Source organism: Anabaena sp. FACHB-83 (assembly GCF_014697485.1).
Classification (GTDB): domain Bacteria; phylum Cyanobacteriota; class Cyanobacteriia; order Cyanobacteriales; family Nostocaceae; genus Nostoc_B.
Genome location: NZ_JACJRY010000012.1, coordinates 138927 through 155476, shown reverse-complemented (window position 1 = coordinate 155476; position 16550 = coordinate 138927). Strand labels below are relative to the sequence as shown.

20 protein-coding genes are annotated in these 16550 nt (G+C 40.3%); 15 read left to right on the top strand and 5 right to left on the bottom strand.

The window, feature by feature from the left end; all coding sequences use genetic code 11:
* The first annotated feature begins 172 nt into the window (after window positions 1-172).
* The 5 genes from H6G79_RS16580 to H6G79_RS16560 all read left to right on the top strand — a co-directional run bounded on the left by H6G79_RS16580 (window position 173) and on the right by H6G79_RS16560 (window position 5355).
* A complete protein-coding gene (locus H6G79_RS16580; protein WP_190593080.1) occupies window positions 173-328 on the top strand; it encodes a hypothetical protein in 156 nt (51 codons plus the stop codon).
* Window positions 309-995 carry a magnesium protoporphyrin IX methyltransferase gene (gene bchM / locus H6G79_RS16575; RefSeq protein ID WP_062290560.1) on the top strand — a complete coding sequence of 229 codons (687 nt, stop codon included), beginning with the start codon at window positions 309-311 and terminating at the stop codon, window positions 993-995. The genes H6G79_RS16580 and bchM overlap by 20 nt, the downstream gene beginning before the upstream one ends.
* Window positions 996-1202: 207 nt before the next feature.
* The gene (locus H6G79_RS16570; protein WP_190593081.1) at window positions 1203-1691 is read left to right on the top strand and encodes a hypothetical protein; all 489 of its coding nucleotides are present in this window, start codon (window positions 1203-1205) and stop codon (window positions 1689-1691) included.
* Between the two features lie 21 nt (window positions 1692-1712).
* Entirely contained in the window at window positions 1713-2093 is a 381-nt protein-coding gene (locus H6G79_RS16565) for a DUF423 domain-containing protein (protein ID WP_190593082.1), read from the top strand.
* A gap of 385 nt (window positions 2094-2478) precedes the next feature.
* Window positions 2479-5355, top strand: a complete 2877-nt coding sequence (locus H6G79_RS16560; protein WP_190593083.1) for an NACHT domain-containing NTPase — start codon at window positions 2479-2481, stop codon at window positions 5353-5355.
* Between the two features lie 130 nt (window positions 5356-5485).
* Here the strand turns inward: H6G79_RS16560 and H6G79_RS16555 are convergent, their stop codons facing one another.
* A complete protein-coding gene (locus H6G79_RS16555; protein WP_190593084.1) occupies window positions 5486-5827 on the bottom strand; it encodes a hypothetical protein in 342 nt (113 codons plus the stop codon).
* Window positions 5828-6045: 218 nt separating this feature from the next.
* Between H6G79_RS16555 and H6G79_RS16550 the strand changes: the two genes are divergently transcribed.
* From H6G79_RS16550 to H6G79_RS16515, 8 genes are all read left to right on the top strand, one after another.
* Complete coding sequence (locus H6G79_RS16550) at window positions 6046-6516, top strand: hypothetical protein (RefSeq protein ID WP_190593085.1); 471 nt, start codon at window positions 6046-6048, stop codon at window positions 6514-6516.
* 506 nt (window positions 6517-7022) lie between these two features.
* A complete protein-coding gene (locus H6G79_RS16545; protein WP_190593086.1) occupies window positions 7023-7358 on the top strand; it encodes an NADH-quinone oxidoreductase subunit K in 336 nt (111 codons plus the stop codon).
* A complete protein-coding gene (locus tag H6G79_RS16540; protein WP_190593087.1) occupies window positions 7355-8791 on the top strand; it encodes a cation:proton antiporter in 1437 nt (478 codons plus the stop codon). The genes H6G79_RS16545 and H6G79_RS16540 overlap by 4 nt, the downstream gene beginning before the upstream one ends.
* Entirely contained in the window at window positions 8776-9165 is a 390-nt protein-coding gene (locus H6G79_RS16535; protein ID WP_190593088.1) for a Na+/H+ antiporter subunit E, read from the top strand. The genes H6G79_RS16540 and H6G79_RS16535 overlap by 16 nt, the downstream gene beginning before the upstream one ends.
* Window positions 9162-9428: a hypothetical protein gene (locus H6G79_RS16530; protein ID WP_190593089.1), complete on the top strand. Its 267-nt coding sequence runs from the start codon at window positions 9162-9164 to the stop codon at window positions 9426-9428. The genes H6G79_RS16535 and H6G79_RS16530 overlap by 4 nt, the downstream gene beginning before the upstream one ends.
* Window positions 9429-9434: 6 nt before the next feature.
* Complete coding sequence (locus H6G79_RS16525; protein ID WP_190593107.1) at window positions 9435-9713, top strand: monovalent cation/H(+) antiporter subunit G; 279 nt, start codon at window positions 9435-9437, stop codon at window positions 9711-9713.
* A complete protein-coding gene (locus tag H6G79_RS16520) occupies window positions 9706-10296 on the top strand; it encodes a DUF4040 domain-containing protein (RefSeq protein ID WP_190593090.1) in 591 nt (196 codons plus the stop codon). Before H6G79_RS16525 ends, H6G79_RS16520 begins: the two co-directional genes overlap by 8 nt.
* Window positions 10296-10958: a Na(+)/H(+) antiporter subunit B gene (locus H6G79_RS16515; RefSeq protein ID WP_190593108.1), complete on the top strand. Its 663-nt coding sequence runs from the start codon at window positions 10296-10298 to the stop codon at window positions 10956-10958. The genes H6G79_RS16520 and H6G79_RS16515 overlap by 1 nt, the downstream gene beginning before the upstream one ends.
* Before the next feature lie 303 nt (window positions 10959-11261).
* Here the strand turns inward: H6G79_RS16515 and H6G79_RS16510 are convergent, their stop codons facing one another.
* Both H6G79_RS16510 and H6G79_RS16505 read right to left on the bottom strand, forming a co-directional pair.
* Window positions 11262-11717 carry a hypothetical protein gene (locus H6G79_RS16510; protein WP_190593091.1) on the bottom strand — a complete coding sequence of 152 codons (456 nt, stop codon included), beginning with the start codon at window positions 11715-11717 and terminating at the stop codon, window positions 11262-11264.
* A 231-nt stretch (window positions 11718-11948) separates the two neighbouring features.
* Window positions 11949-12431, bottom strand: coding sequence for a hypothetical protein (locus H6G79_RS16505; protein WP_190593092.1), 483 nt, complete (start codon window positions 12429-12431; stop codon window positions 11949-11951).
* 329 nt (window positions 12432-12760) lie between these two features.
* Between H6G79_RS16505 and H6G79_RS16500 the strand changes: the two genes are divergently transcribed.
* The gene (locus H6G79_RS16500) at window positions 12761-13381 is read left to right on the top strand and encodes a hypothetical protein (RefSeq protein WP_190593093.1); all 621 of its coding nucleotides are present in this window, start codon (window positions 12761-12763) and stop codon (window positions 13379-13381) included.
* 61 nt (window positions 13382-13442) lie between these two features.
* Window positions 13443-13763, top strand: a complete 321-nt coding sequence (locus H6G79_RS16495; protein ID WP_190593094.1) for a hypothetical protein — start codon at window positions 13443-13445, stop codon at window positions 13761-13763.
* Between the two features lie 209 nt (window positions 13764-13972).
* On the opposite strand, the gene H6G79_RS16490 is transcribed toward H6G79_RS16495, so the two are convergent.
* Both H6G79_RS16490 and H6G79_RS16485 read right to left on the bottom strand, forming a co-directional pair.
* Window positions 13973-14446 carry a hypothetical protein gene (locus tag H6G79_RS16490; RefSeq protein WP_190593095.1) on the bottom strand — a complete coding sequence of 158 codons (474 nt, stop codon included), beginning with the start codon at window positions 14444-14446 and terminating at the stop codon, window positions 13973-13975.
* 108 nt (window positions 14447-14554) lie between these two features.
* Complete coding sequence (locus H6G79_RS16485; protein WP_190593096.1) at window positions 14555-16045, bottom strand: caspase, EACC1-associated type; 1491 nt, start codon at window positions 16043-16045, stop codon at window positions 14555-14557.
* Window positions 16046-16550: the final 505 nt, after the last annotated feature.

The window sequence follows — 16550 nt, the reverse complement described above, 5'->3', positions numbered from 1 at the left end:
CGCACGCAACTTCTCGCTGAGTGCTGAGTATCAAGTCAGTTATTTCAGAGTTCCGCGCAATCAACATTGTTCTAATCTTGCGGTAAATCCCTTTAGGATATGCGAACTTTGGATTTTGGATTATTTCTGAGTCAAAAGTCAACAGTAAGCCATGTAGAGTGCTGAGTTGAAAGTGCTGAGTAAACATTCTTCCCCTGCACCCTTCACCCCTGTCACCTATTCCGCCGGAAGTTTTTCGATGAAAGCGATCGCTCTTGCTGCCAACAATGATAATTTTAAGGATTGGGAACCCTTAAAAATCGAAGTTTATGAACGCAGCCGACGATAAAACGATTGTTCGTGAGTATTTCAATTCCACAGGGTTTGACCGATGGAAGCGGATTTATGGTGATGGCGAAGTCAATAAAGTCCAGCTAGACATCCGCTACGGTCATCAACAAACCGTGGATAAAGTTATCGGCTGGCTGAAAAATGATGGCAATTTATCTGAGCTATCAATCTGTGATGCTGGCTGCGGTGTAGGTAGTCTGAGCATTCCCTTGGCAACGGAAGGGGCTAAGGTTTTTGCCAGCGATATTTCTGAAAAAATGGTGGAAGAAGGCAAGCAAAGAGCCATACAAGCTTTAGGAAACGCCTCCAATCCCACTTTTGCTGTCCAAGATTTAGAATCTTTGACAGGCAATTACCACACCGTAATTTGCTTGGATGTGCTTATCCACTACCCCCAAGACAAAGCCGATGAAATGATTTCTCACCTTTGTTCTTTGGCAGAATCACGGATAATCATCAGTTTTGCCCCCAAAACTTGCGCCCTCAGTTTACTCAAGAAAATTGGTAGTTTCTTCCCCGGTGCAAGTAAAACAACTCGCGCTTATCTGCACCGCGAAGCTGATGTAGTCAAGATTATCGAGAAAAATGGCTTTACAGTCCAGCGTCAAGAAATGACTAAAACTCGCTTCTATTTCTCTCGCTTACTGGAAGCTACACGCAAGTAAGTGCTGAGTGCTGAGTGCTGAGGAGAAAAGTAGGTTGGGTGGAGCGATAGCGAAACCCAACAAAGTATGCGCGGATGTTCGATTTCTTTCCTACACCGACTTTTTTTCTATTTTTTCCCTTTAACTGAACTGTATTGACTTATAGACTGGAACGTTGATGAAAGTGAAGTTAAAATCACAAGCAAAGCCTAAATTTAAAATCGAGTTATGAAAACTGCTGAAAAATTGGCGGCGGGTTGGTTACTGACACTCGGATTCATGTTTTTGACACTTTCAGTCTCTGCGGTAATGGAAAAAAATACGATGCTAAGACCTTTGCCGTCAGGGAATGATGCAGATTCAGGACATGATTTTGTGAATAAAGAAGCTCTTTTTATGCTGGATACGACAGCAAGACAAGGTTTTATATTTGGTGTGCCAACAATGGTGTTGGGTGGTTGGTTGAGTTTATCTTTATACCGCCGGAGTAAGACTGAACAAAAAGCACTTCAACAACAAGCAAGCGATCGCCTACAATCAATTTTCTATCAAATGTTACAGCAAAATCATGGCAGAGTTACTGTTTTGGGTTTTGCAATGCAGTCACAGTTACCGGCATCTGTGGCGCGGGAATTTTTAGACGAAAAAGCTAAAGAATTCAATGCGAATTTTAAAGTCAACGAAGAAGGTTCTGTATCATATCATTTTGATGTTTAAATCTGTTGCCAAGTAATTCTGATGACGCAGATTTTTTTGAGTATAGCTGCCGTTTTAGCTGGGTTAGCCGTTGCGGCTGGGGCTTTTGCTTCCCATGCTTTGCGAGATCATATTAGTGAGCGATCGCTGTCTATTTTTGAAACTGGCGCTCGCTACCAAATGTACCATGCTCTAGCACTTTTAGTAGTTGCTCTCCTCATTAGTCGCCTCGAATCACCTCCAACTACTTTAATTGCTAGTGGCTGGCTATTTATTATCGGTATTGCGATTTTCTCTGGCAGTTTATACGCCTTGAGCGTAACTGGTGTGAAATATTTAGGCGCAATTACACCATTTGGCGGTGTCGCCTTTATCGCTGGCTGGGCTGCTTTGGCTATTGCAGCTTGGAATTTGAAATTCTGAAGTTTTTCAACACCAAGAGACACAGAGTTCTATGAGTAGTAATTTGCCAAGGATTTCTAAAAGATTTTTCGTGTTTATTGAAGACTTTTAGATCCCCCTAAATCCCCCTTAAAAAGGGGGGTTAGGGGGGATCGAAATGCTACTAGGCAACTTGAGTAATACCAAATTAAAAAATGATTGCGACAGATTGATGGCTCAAAAGCTTACCGATCAACCCTTATCCAATCCAAAATCTAAAATCTAAAATCCAAAATGGTATAAGACTTGTGTGTACACTGTAGCTTTTTAAAGTGAGGCTCAAGGAGATTAAAACAAATATTTCATGTTTCTCACACTTCCTCTAAGCTACCCTCTAAAATATCGGTAATTTTGCGGGTCTCTACCAATGACAAGGCGCTGGTCACAAATCTGGGAACGGTTGCGGCAATCTTTCTCTGTTGAGGAAAGTCTTAATACCACAATTGACACTAGCAAAACATTTTTAGATGCGGCAAAAACTCTTCAAGAAAATGGTGCAAATTTAGAAGTTTTAAAACCTCTACTGCAAAATTCATCTTCTTTATTAGATGTGTTGTGTTCACCGTTGGCGCAGGTGATAGGCGCGGGTTTACCGTTTGTACCGATGGGCATTGCTTTGCTGAAATTGTGTCGCCAAAACAGCCAGGAACAACCAACGCTAGAAGATTGTGTATTTATAGTTAGTCAAATTGCTTATTTAGAAAGCGTTAAAGAAATTTTATCTTCCGATATCAATGTAAATTGGGATGCTCATCTTCAGAGCGATGCAGCAGTCCGCCAAGAACTACAAAAACTCAATGATATTGAATTAAATTATGAAAATGCCAGTAAAACAATCAACTGTTTTCATCAATCAGAGTTAGCACAGGTATTTAATCAAGTATTATTGGCAAGGTTAGCATCTGCAAATATATCTGATGCGGAAATTTTGATGGAGCGAGTGGCTTGGAATACTCAACGCTATTTAGTCAAAGCTTGGATAGAATCAGGTGATGTTACCAAAAATGTGATTGAAGTTTCTTTTGGTGAATGGCAAAAAACACAGCAGAAATTTCAAAGTATTGATGAATATTTAAAGAGTCAGATTGCCACTAAACCAGAAGAAAAGGTTTTTAACGAAGACTTTTCTTTTAAAGATATTTATGTACCATTAAAAGCCAGAAATGTAGATAAAAATGGCAAATTAGATACTAAAACAGAACCTTTTGATTTAGAAACCTGGGCTAAAACTCTTATCCTTACTACCAGCCCGAATACACAACGCCAAGTGATGTTTATTCAAGGCGGGCCGGGGAGAGGTAAAAGTGTTTTTTGTCGGATGTTTGCTGATTGGGTGCGGCAGCATTTACACCCTCTATGGACACCAATTTTAATTCGGCTGCGTGATATTGATGAATTTCAACCAAGTTTAGAAGAAACTCTACGCTCCCGAATTAAAGCAGATTTCGCGCAAAGTGATGATGGCTGGCTAACAGATAGAAATACCAGATTTTTATTTATGTTAGATGGCTTTGATGAATTGCGAATTGAGCGTGGCAATAACCAAAGTGTAGAAAGATTTCTGCGCCAAGTCGGTACATTTCAAAATGACTACCAAGATAATAAAGCGGGTCATCGAGTCATTATTACAGGTAGACAGATGGCTTTGCATGGCATTGACCGCTTACCGCCGAATTTGGAACGGGTGGAAATTGCCGAAATGGATGTTGAATTACAACAACAATGGTTTGAGAAATGGTACAGGATATTTCCGACCAATGAAACATTAAACTTTATGGATTTCCTGCAAATTTCTTTAGATCAAACAACATCTACGCAGGTTTCACAAAATAAAAAATCCTGTCCCCGGCAAATTACGGAGTTAGCCAAAGAGCCACTGTTGCTGTATATGCTGACAGCAATGCACCGAGATAACACCTTAGATATTAAGAAATTTGAGCAAGCCACAGAGACAGAAGCAAAAATATTAGTTTACGAACAAGCATTAAATTGGGTACTAACTAAACAGCGTGCAGACTCACGTCACCCTTATTTAAATTATGAACTGACTCGACAACACCCAGAAGCATTACGCCGCATTTTAGCCGAAGCCGCGGTGTGTGTAGTGCAGTCCGGGGGAGAAAGTGCTTCGATGCAGATGGTAAAAGCACGCTTACAGCAAGATGATGAAGCCAAAGAACTCATTGCTAAAGCTGAAAAAAAACTAGGAGAGGAAGCACTAACAACAGCATTATGTGCTTTTTATCTCAAGCCTAATGAAATTGGCGGTGTTGAGTTTTTTCATAAAAGTTTTAGTGAGTTTTTCTGTGCTAAACGCATCAAGCAAAGCTTGGAAGAATGGACAAAACTGTGTACACGCGTCAGAGATTTTAATGTTGATGAGCAGACAATGGACTGGGAAATTTATGATTTACTCGGTTATGGCGGACTCACACCAGAAATTGTCGAATATCTTATGGGTTTGTTAATTCCCAGTGATGAATTTCGCCCAGTGGAGTTATTTAAACGGTTGGAAAATTTTTATTGGCGTTGGTGCGAAGGCGAATTTATTGATGCACCGCCAGAAAACTTTCCCCAGAAAAAGATGCGGTTACTACAAGAGCAAGGAATTAAGCAAGGTCAGCGTCAGGTTGATATTTATGCTGGGTTAAATGTGATGATTTTGCTTTTGGAGTTACACCGCTATGCTCAAGGGCGGGATGAGTTGAAAGAGGAAATGATTTTCTATCCATCTGGTCAACCAGAAGAAGATAGTTGGATAAACCAGTTACTTCCGGTCATCAATTACAGTGAAGCCATTGAGCTTGGCAATTTTACAAATCTAGTAGGACAATTTCTCAGCCGCGCAGACCTCAGTGGCGCAGACCTCAGTGGCGCATACCTCAGCGACGCAGACCTCAGTGGCGCAGACCTCAGTGGCGCAAACCTCAGCCGCACAGACCTCAGTGGCGCAGACCTCAGTGGCGCAGACCTTAGTCGCGCATACCTCATTGGCACAGACCTCATTGGCGCAAAGCTCAGTGGCGCATACCTCAGTGGCGCATACCTCGGTGGTGCAGACCTCGGTGGTGCAGACCTCAGTGGCGCAGACCTCAGTGGCGCAGACCTCGGTGGTGCAGACCTCAGTAATGAGATATTTGGAGATATGAGGTGGGATGAAAATACAAACTGGGAGAATGTGCAAGGGTTGGATACAGCAAGGAATGTACCAGAAGCCTTAAAGCAACAGTTGGGGTTGAGTTGAGAATCAATTCGCAATTCGCAATTCGCAATTACAAAAGGCGTAGGTTGGGTGGAATGAAATGGAACCCAACATTTCAAGAACTCGGTATTGTTGGGTTTCGCTATCGCTCCACCCAACCTACATTTATTTTTCAATTTCGTGGGCGAGTATCAAATACTCTCACGCCAGTCTCAAACACTCGTGGACGAGTATCAAATACTCTCGCGTCAGTCCCAAATACTCGTGGACGAGTATCAAACACTCTCGTGCCAGTCTCAAACACTCGTGAATGAGTATCAAAAACTCTCGCGTCAGTCTCAAACACTCGTGAGCGAGTCTCAAATACTCTCGCGTGAGTCTCAAACACTCGTGAGCGAGTCTCAAATACTCTCGCGCCAGTCTCAAACACTCGTGAGCGAGTCTCAAATACTCTCGCGTGAGTATTAAACACTCGTGGATGAGTCTCAAATACTCGTGAGCGAGTTTCAAACACTTTGCGTTTCCTATTGTTGCAGTAGAAAATCCATATATAGGACTCATATTTGATTTGGGAAAAAAATCAGTACACTCAGATCAGGCTTCTTTCCTACTCCCGACTCCCCATTCCCTATTCCCTACCTACACAAATAAATTCAGAAATCAAACCGGATTCCTATAGTACCGATTCTTTATGGTACTAAACTGAAATCTGGAGTGAAGAGGAAAATGTTGATGAGATTGTTAATTAGTACATTAGTTGCCAGTGTTAGCCTTGGGGTATCTGCATTACCTGTCCCCGCACAACAGCCAGTGTCGGAAACTCAAGTCGCAGCGATGGTAGAAGCATTACGAAAAGCTGCACCCAAAACAGGTAAAGTCAACGATGGACTGTATAGCGACTGGCAAGTGCAACCTGGTACAGTCAAAGCTTGGTCGAAATTTTGCCTAAAAAAAGAAATTACACCCACACAGTTTGAAAATAATCAAGCAACTGCTCGTCAAATTATTTCTTGCATCACCCGCCGGGAGTTAGACAAACAATTACGCGCTACTAAAAATAACGAAACTGCGGCGGTTAATGGTGTCGCCTGTTGGTGGATGACTGGTAACTATACTGGTTGCAATAGTGGTTTTACTGCTGCTTACGTCCGAAAAGTGGTGGCGTTTTATCAGGAGCAACGTAATAAACCCTCTGCGACTTAATCATCAGAGTTATAAATCAAGGGGTAAAATCAAGTCAAAAGTTAAAAGTCAAAAATTTTCTGACTTTTGAATTTTGGCTTCCCTGTAAGGGTGTAGGTTTTCAAAACCCTGACACCCCTCTTTTTTGTATCATTCCTCATAAATAGCGTTTCTCTTAATATATTATTAGTGCAATGATCTGGCATTGATATATAGATAAATATCAATACTTATCCTTGATAAATTAAGATGGTAAGTTCTGACAAAGAAATGCCAAAATAAGCGAAAATGCTTATTGAAAGTGAATTAGATTTTAAATTCACGGTTGAGCAGAGTCTAAGGAAAATTATGTTCTCAACCATCTCCTGTTTAGGGAGAATTGAGGAGTATGCAGAATTTTGCATACTTCAATTGTTGTATATGCAATTGATTTTCTGTTGAGAACAAAAACCAATTAAATACACATCATAAATAGTGAATTTTTAGAAAACAAATTACATTCAACTCTCACACCACAGGCAATTATCGTGTTAGAAGCATGTATACTCGCAACCATTTTTTGCGGATTTTTCGGCATAATTTTCAAAAAAAATTTGGTAATGAAAATCATCTCGATGGATGTGATGAGTACGGGGGTGATTGCTTATTACGTGCTGATTGCTTCACGGGATGGTTTGTTTACGCCGATTCTTTCTGATGTTAAACAAAGGGCTTATGCTGATCCGGTGCCGCAAGCTGTAATTTTAACTGCGATCGTCATTGGCTTTTCGATTCAAGCCTTAATGCTGGTTGGTGTCATGAAACTAGCACGGGATAACCCAACGTTGGAAAGTAATGAAATCGAGAATAACAACACCCCATGAATACCATAACGATCGCCTGGATTGGCTTACCATTTTTTATTGGGTTCGTGATTTATCTCCTACCCAAACTAGACCGCTATCTCGCCTTGGCTATGGCTTTGGCTTCGGCGGTATATGCGTTACAGCTATTTATCACACCGCCCATAACTCTCAAGTTACTAGATAATTTTGGCGTAACTTTAACAGTAGACGAGTTAAGCGGCTACTTTATTTTGACCAATGCTTTGGTAACAGCCGCCGTCATTCTTTATTGTTGGCAAAGCGACAAGACAGCTTTTTTTTACGCCCAGACAATCATTTTGCATGGTAGTGTCAATGCTGCCTTTGTCGGTTCAGATTTGATTAGTTTATACGTAGCCCTAGAGGTAAGTGGCATTGCAGCGTTTCTGTTGATTGCTTATCCCCGCACTGATCGTTCGATTTGGGTAGGCTTGCGCTATTTGTTTGTCAGTAATGTGGCAATGCTGTTTTATCTCATCGGTGCGGTGTTAGTCTATCAGGCGGATCATTCCTTTAGTTTTACAGGTTTACGAGTCGCACCACCAGAAGCACTGGCTCTGATTTTTTTGGGACTCTTGACAAAGGGCGGAATTTTTGTATCAGGCTTGTGGTTGCCATTGACTCACTCGGAATCAGAAACGCCAGTCTCGGCATTGATGTCGGGAGTTGTGGTGAAAGCAGCCGTCTATCCCTTGGTGCGATGTGCGCTGATGGTGGCAGAAGTTGACCCGATAGTGAGAATATTTGGGGTTGGCACTGCACTTTTGGGCGTGTCCTATGCCGTCTTTGAAAAAGATACTAAGCGAATGCTGGCGTTTCACACAGTTTCCCAGTTGGGTTTTATTCTGGCAGCGCCAATTGTCGGTGGGTTTTATGCCCTGACACACGGACTGGTGAAATCGGCACTGTTTTTGATTACAGGTAGCTTACCCAGTCGTAACTTCAAGGAATTGCAAAATCGACCAATCAATACGGCGGTGTGGATTGCTTTAGTAATCGCTAGTTTCTCGATTTCTGGCTTTCCCTTGTTGTCTGGGTTTGGGGCGAAGGTATTGACCACAAAAAATCTCTTACCTTGGCAAGCGATCGCTATGAATATAGCCGCCCTCGGAACAGCAATCTCCTTTGCCAAATTCATCTTTCTGCCCTTTGGGGGAGAAGGCAAGACAAAAGCCAGTTTTTGGGCAGCGATGAGTTTATTAATTGGTGGGCTGTTTATTGCCAACATTGCCTATTACGAGGCTTACACCGTTGATAACATCATCAAACCCCTCTTAACCATTGGGATTGGTTGGTTAGCTTACCTGCTAATTTTTAAACATTTAGTAATTAAGCTACCGCGTGTACTGGAGCAATTTGATCACCTGATTGGTGTGATGAGTTTAGTGTTAATGCTGCTGTTCTGGAAGGGATTTGCATGGTTGCCTATCTAAATCTGATATTGCGATTGGCTATTTGGTTTTTGCTGACTGCTAACTTTAGTGTGGCAAATATCATTATTGGCATCAGCATCGCCCTGTTACTGCCCGGTTTGCCTAAAGTCTCAGGCACTTTAAAAGATTGGCTACGTGTGCTATGGGAAATCATCGTCGCCATTCCCCAAGCTTATATTGAAGCCTTGGAAATTATCTTCCGTCCCCATAACTACGAAGAAGTAACACTCGAACAAGTCAAACCACGCCGCACTCCCGGATTGATATTCCTCGATATCTTTTTGATTACCTTTACACCCAAAACAATTGTGTTGAAATATCACGAAGCAGGCTGGTATGAAGTCCACTGGGTTAGACGGAGGAAACAGACATGATTTTGAATCTGCTACTGTTTGCCATGATGGCGGCACTACTCATCCCCATGTATGAAGCTTGGCAAGATGATGATATTTGGCAAAAAATGTTGGCATTTGCCAGTATTTCCACCAAAGCAGCCATCATGATTTTAGTTGTATCTGTCTTGCGGGATGATTGGATGATTGGTGTGGTGGGTGTAATTATCCTGAGTGTGGGAAATGCGGCCTTGATGCTGTTAGCCCAAGTCATCAAACGGATGAGTGATGTTTTGCAAGAGTGAATTATGATCATCAACGCACTGAGTTATTTCTGTATTGGTTTAGGCGTTTTCTTTTGGTTTTGGGGGACTTTTCCCTTGTTGGGCGATCGCTCGGTATTATTCAAACTGCATGGTCTGACAGTAGCAGATACCCTCGGCTCGATGAGTATCATTGTCGGATTGTTACTGAAGATACCCAGTGAGTGGCCCCTACTGCTCCTGGCGTTCATTTCCCTAGCAATGTGGAATACTATGCTGGGATATGTTTTGGCTTACTGTTCCAGTAGTGAGGAAAGCCATGACTGATAACTATATCTATGTGATCATTCCTCTGCTGCCCTTGGCTGCGTCTATGGTGATCTTTCAATCCAATCCCTACCATGCCTTGGTAATGCGGGGAATCTTGGGAGCGATCGCTGCATTTGTATATACCATTTTAGGGGCGGCAGATGTGGCCTTAACCGAGGCGCTGGTGGGGACAATGTTGGCGATTACCTTATATGCGATCGCAGTCCGTTCATCACTAGTTCTGCGTCTGGGATTACTTCAAGAAGATGAAAATGCAGACTTTAAGCCACTGATTGAGAGTTTCCGCGCAATTTTTAGCAAACGTTATTATCTGCGTCTGGAACTAGTGCCATACACAGATATAGAAACCTTAAATCAGGCGTTAAATCACAAAGAAGTCCATGCGATTTGTCTACCACAGGCAAAACATGATCCTCAAGATGAAGAAACGCAACCATATCACACCATCACCAGAATCCGCCGCATTTATGACATCATACACACTCAACTGAAATCACCAATTACCAGTTTGAGCTATGTCAGTACATCACCAACCAACACACCAGATTTAAAAACACCTGTTTTGGGAGAGCATTCATGATGAAATGGCTCTACATTATTGCCGGAATCGCTTTGTTTGGCAAATTTCTGTTTATTGCTAATCCTACCTTGGATTTACCAGATATCTCAATCTTGGAAGTGGTTGTTAAAGATAGTGGCATACCAAATGCCGTGTCAGGGATTATTTTTCGCAATCGTCTATATGACACTATTTTTGAAGTGGTGGTATTTACAATCGCCATCATGGGGGCTAATTTTTTACTGGCGAATGAGAAACCATCCACCACAATCTATCGTTTCACCGATCAACCATCAATTGTATTGGCCAGATTGGGTGCGACTATCGCGGCTTTAGTCAGTATCGAACTAGGGATTCGCGGACATCTCAGCCCTGGTGGTGGTTTTGCCGCCGGGGTGGCTGGTGGCACAGCAATTGGCTTAGTGGCAATTACCTCATCCCCAGAGTGGATGCAAGCAATTTACCAACGCTGGCAAGCTGCTACATGGGAGAAAATTTCGGTATTAGTTTTTGTGGTTTTGGCAGTGATTAATTTGTCTGGAGTGGAATTACCGCACGGGGAGATGGGCGCACTGATTAGTGGCGGTTTTATTCCCCTACTCAATCTCTTAGTTGCAGTTAAAGTTGCTTTGGGTTCCTGGGCGGTGATTTTGATTTTTATTCGTTATCGGGGATTGTTGTAATAAAAAATTTCAGACAATCACAGAGACAGCGACTTTCATCCTAGTGAGGTATGTTCTTCTAGTCTCCAGCTTCTATTACCTATATGCTTGTACGGCACATATCAATAGTGCAGTAATGTAGCATTGATATACAAATTTATATCAATGCTACATTATGGAAAATAAGACTAAAATTTTTAATTAAAAAATAACTTGAATTAGCATACGACGAGATAGACGCACTGATTAGTGGTAGTTTTATCCCCATACTCAAAAATACATAGTAAACTTGCGATCGCATACTTGCCCACCGGCGCAGGGAAACTACTGTCCTGATGTCCAACTTCGTAGCTTAGTTAGTGCAGGTTTAGAAGGTGTGGACAAATTGAGTCTGTATTGGAACATTGGGACATAGGAACCATTACCCTCGCGGACGGTAACGAGAAAAGCTGTTTTATTGCGTGGGTCTTTGCTGATTTTATCAATGTAACCAGACTGTATTTGTTTTATGTCTAAAGGTTTTGCTTGTTTAAATCCTGGTTTTGAAATACAAACAATAGGACTTCCATCTTGATACCTACCTGAGTAGAACCAATATGTTTGCACTTTGGTTTGAAATTGGGATTTATAGAAAACAGTAAACCTGTCAAATTCATTTAATTGCTGATTTTGTTTACAGTTATTGTCAATGTATATTTCTTGAGCAACAGTTGGATAACTGGAGAATAAAGCTATTATTAAACTGAGAGTAAGTCCAGAGAATAGTTTTGTTTTAGACATAAATTTATTAATCAAAAGTTTCCTCTAAGAATCATACTGCTTTAACTGCAAACTTCTTTAACAGCATCTCCAAACGACTGGTAAATTCTGAGGAGCGATCGCTCAGAAATAATCTGGCTGTGAAAAAATGGTAGAAAGCACCCTGAAGGTTGCGGATGATGGGAGTTTAATTTTGTTTGCGGTGGGTTAGCGATCGCCTAACCCATCGCGGCTAAGATTAAAACTTAAAATTTATTCTTCGTCATCGTCACATTCTTCGTCGTCTTCTTCGTCTTCGTCTGAGCCAAATATTTCATCTATGAGTTCTTGAGCGCGTTCGTTGGAAATATTCAACGCTTCTTGTAACTCCGAAATATAATTTTGTTCTTCATCAGGTACTTCTTGATCAATACCTACTACCAAAATGGCGGTGATGTATGCAGCTTCCCGATAACCTCTGTTGGGTAATGATTCAATTGCTTTGACAATTAATTCTTCTGGATCTTCTTCTTCTAGGAGGCTGGTTAAGGTTTCGCCTAATTCGTCAAAGTCTTCTTCCTCATAATCTTCAAATTGGGCAATTTCGCCCAGCATTTCGCTCAAGGCATATTCTTCTGCGTTAGAAATACCTTCACCATCAGATGCGGCGGAGAATAGTCCGATCAGAGCGATCGCAACTTCTGGTTCTAAAGCCACTGAACTGGCGCTACGGCCTTTAGGCAAACGTCTAGACATAAAAATCCTATAAAAGTTTGATACTGTGTCAAAAAGCAATCTCTAAGGCTGAAAATCGCTTCCACATTAGCATTCCCAAAAAAATACGAAAAAACACAGATGCTTTAGTTTTTTTTGTAAACTTTTTTATATAGTAGAAAGCAGAAGGCAAAAGTATTACTATGCCTAGCATTTAAGCTTTCACATTGTCCTAAAATATCTGACTACGCCTATATATAGAGGTTTTCACTCCAGTGAGGTACATTTCTCTAGCCTAAGCGCCTGTCTTTCCTATCCATCTCATATCATGTTCGCTTAATCACAGCGAGTTAATAAACCTAATGTAATCAATGGTTTCTCTTACTATCAAACATGGATATTTATGGCGAGTTCTGGGACGAGCTGCTGAACATAACAGATTTGTGTTTGTCCCGGTTTTAGGCGAATTATACGATGGAATAAACATTAGACCTTATCGTAGACCAGAAGAAACTCCCACATTTCCGCTAACAGACTACATAGACAATCAATTACCAAAAATTATCAACCGTTGTCGTCACAAATGCGGCAAAATCGCTGATGCTGTATGGGTGCGTGGTAGAATTCCGCCAATATTTGGCTTTACACCTTTAAGTTTGCCATTTGCGGACTATAAATACGCACTACTAGAGCAAACATTCATGGCTTGTCAGCAATCTTCTGTCAATCATGACTGGGTAGCATATCCATTTGTTTGTGAAGACTATGATTTAAGTGTTGGGTTACGGTTTATTCCAGATACTTCATTAACGGAAGTATATCAATCTATTGCCAAGGCATTTTGGGAATTACTGCTGCTGGAACCTAATCATGTTCAGCCGTTTTGTGATGGTTACATACATTACAATGAATTGGATGATGAAGAATGGTTACTTGTAGCTTTAAAAAATAGGCGCTGTATTATCGATTTTTCGGATTCTATTGATTTTTGATTGGTTAGGAAATAATTAAAAATTTCGCCAAAATAATTATATTTAATTGGAATGAAAAATAATGAATTTCTCATTTCAGACTGATGCAGACACTGTACGATTATTTCAAATAGTTGTCTGGTGTCTCAAAAAATACTTCTTCTATACAGATGATTTAGCTGTAGAATTTATCAACAGCTACTATAAAAAAAATTTAAACATACATGATGATGACTTTTATCACCATGAAATGCCGTTTAGAGTGGCGCTAAGAGTTCATTATTTTGAAGTTTTGCAGGGAGAAGCTAATAAATTTCAGGATTGGGTTAGAGAATATGATTATAATTATACTCCTAGAGAAGTCATCGATTACTTTCAACAACATTATTTTGTGAATAAGTAATATCAATTCGTAGGTTGGGTGGAGCGATAGCGTAACCCAACAAAGGCTGGATGATGTTGATTTTTATTTTTCCACCCAACCTAAATTTATGGTAAGAATTTTTTGAATTGCTATAAAGAATATTAGAGTAAAAAGGATGGCGATCGCGCTCCAATATCCTCCAAGATAAAAAGCTTTTTGTGCTTGCTACATAAAAGCTAATTACCATATCAAATTTCCTTGGGAAAAATCTTTTTCTCTGTCTGAGATCCGTCTTCATTTTCTCTGATGAAAGTGTGAAATTCAAGCTCAAGTACATCACTTTTCTTCTTAAATCTCATAATTTCCCATATTGTCGGATCTTCTTGTAATTTAGTCTGTATTATCATCACATACTTAGCTTTATCTAGAGCATTATCAATACGCTCAATAATAAAATTATTTCCATTATTCCAAAATGTTGTTATTATTGTTAAGGTTTTTAAAGACTCACTGTCTTGAACTCTAATTCTTGTATCAGATACTAAAGATGGGTCAATGTTTAAATATTCAATAGCATGATTATATTCTGGAATACTGTTCCATATTAATTGTTCACCTTCTTCTAACAAACTAGTATCAAAATATTCTTCAGGTGACATTTCAACTATATGCCACTGCAAATCGTTGATGAGTTTATAGTCTATAAATATATTTAGGGTCATAGTTATACCACTTCATAGCGATCGCGTAACCCAACACAGTCTGGATAATATTGAGTTTTGTTACCCCATCCAATATACTGAATGTGTTCATCGAACTTAAAGTGAACTTTACCACCACATCCCTTTATCTATTAATCTATTATTCTTAAATGTCAGAGTCACATCAGGTTTGGGAAAGCCTTTTTTCCACTTATAACGGGTGATTATTGTGCCAGAACCCGATTGACTTCCACCAGATTCTGTTCCCGGTGAACCAATGATTTTTGCAACTTCTTCGTAGGTCATTCCATATTTTACTGCTTCATACTCAGCTTGTGTAATTTCCGGTTCTTGTAGGATAGAAATTTCTGGGAAAATTGATGTGATAAAACGAAATACTCCCCATCCAACTGTTAAGGGAAAGCTGAGAGCAATGAAAACTATCACTACACCAACCCAGGAATTAGAACTTCTCGGTTGTGACTTTAAATTTGATGATTTTGCAAAGATAGGAACAGGATTAGAAGGTTTTTCAGCTATTTGTGCAACTTTTAATTGTTGCGTAATTTGATTTTCTATTAGTAAGACATCCTCGTATTTAAGCTCCCAACGCTCTATGAATTGATTGAGCTTATGACGAGTTATTTCACTTAAAGTAGATTCACGTTGGATGTTATGTAAAAAAATCTGCTTATATTGTTCTAAATTGTTTTGATAGTTTTTATAGGCTTCTAAGACTGCAATTTCAATATAATTAGCTTCAACTTGAGAGATTCCTAGTTGACTCGATAATTCATCAAGATAGCGGCGATCTGGTGGAAAGATATTGCCATCAGTCAAAACTCTTTCAACTTCTTTTTGATATCTTCGTTGTGGATCACGAATCCCAGCTTTAACAAGCAAAATTTTGAAGCCCTCTTTGACTGCATAAATTTCTGGCTTCATTGCCGGGACAGTTTCTTGTACTCTTTGTTTAGCATAGTTGTGTAATTCATCTACTGCGATCGCTCCATCGCTGTTGGAATCCGCAGCCCCGGTTTCAATTCCTTCTACTAAATACTGGGTATAGATTGATAGTTCTGTGCCTTTTTGCTCAAAAGAGTATTGAGTAGAAGTTGAGGAAGTCAGTACAACTCGCCCTTCACCTCCTAACTGATTGTTCACATTGATTGAACCATCATCCTTAGCTAACAAGTTCTCTGCAAAGGCTCCGCTAAAGCAGCAGTCAAGAATAATGACTTGATGTCGTGAGCGACTGTTGCTCATGATATCATGCACAAAAGTTGCAGGAACAGCCGTAGCTTTAACTAATTCTCCTTGAGATGTTTTGCGGGTGAGACGAGTAGCAAAGTAAAGTTTTCCACTAGAGTCTTTAATCCCATGACCAGAAAAAAAGAGTAACACTAAATCATCTCGTTTACGGTTAGCAAAAAGGTTCTCAATTGCTTCCTGCATTGCTAATGGTTCAGGGTTAATAAGTGGTTGCACACTATCAAAATTCCCCATTTCAGGATGCAGTAGAACCCTCTGTACAGTTTCCACATCTTTTGTCGCAGCAGGTAAGGGATTTAACCCTTGTGTGTATTCACTTACACCAATTAGTAAAGCTAATTTTGACATTTTAGCTACTTACCCTGTTACAAATGTTTGAGATGGCTCAATTTTTACTACTAATTTTTGACGACTATCAGCTTTAAACCTAAGTTTCCTCCATTTATTTCTACTTCTGGCGCATAACTTTTTCCAGATACAGCATTGAAACTCAATAAGATGCACCGCAAAAGAATTAAATCTAGAAATGCTTCTTTTCTCTACCTCCTGGCATATCAGCCAATACAGTTTAGATAAGAACCCTAAATTACAACAAAAGCAACAAATAATGACGAATGACTCAATAAAAAACGAAAAAATGATTCTGGAGGGGGTTTGGGGACGCAACCGTCCCCCAATCGGGGGCGTGGGGGAGAATCCCCCAAATCTTTCTCATTGTCTTATCAGCAATAATTGTTGAAAAAAAAGGTGGGAAATACCCACCTCAATCTTTCATTTAAATATTCACTTAATTAACGCGATGTGCAACTTATTCTTGAAACCCCTCTCCAAACCTCTCCCCGTTGGCGTTAGC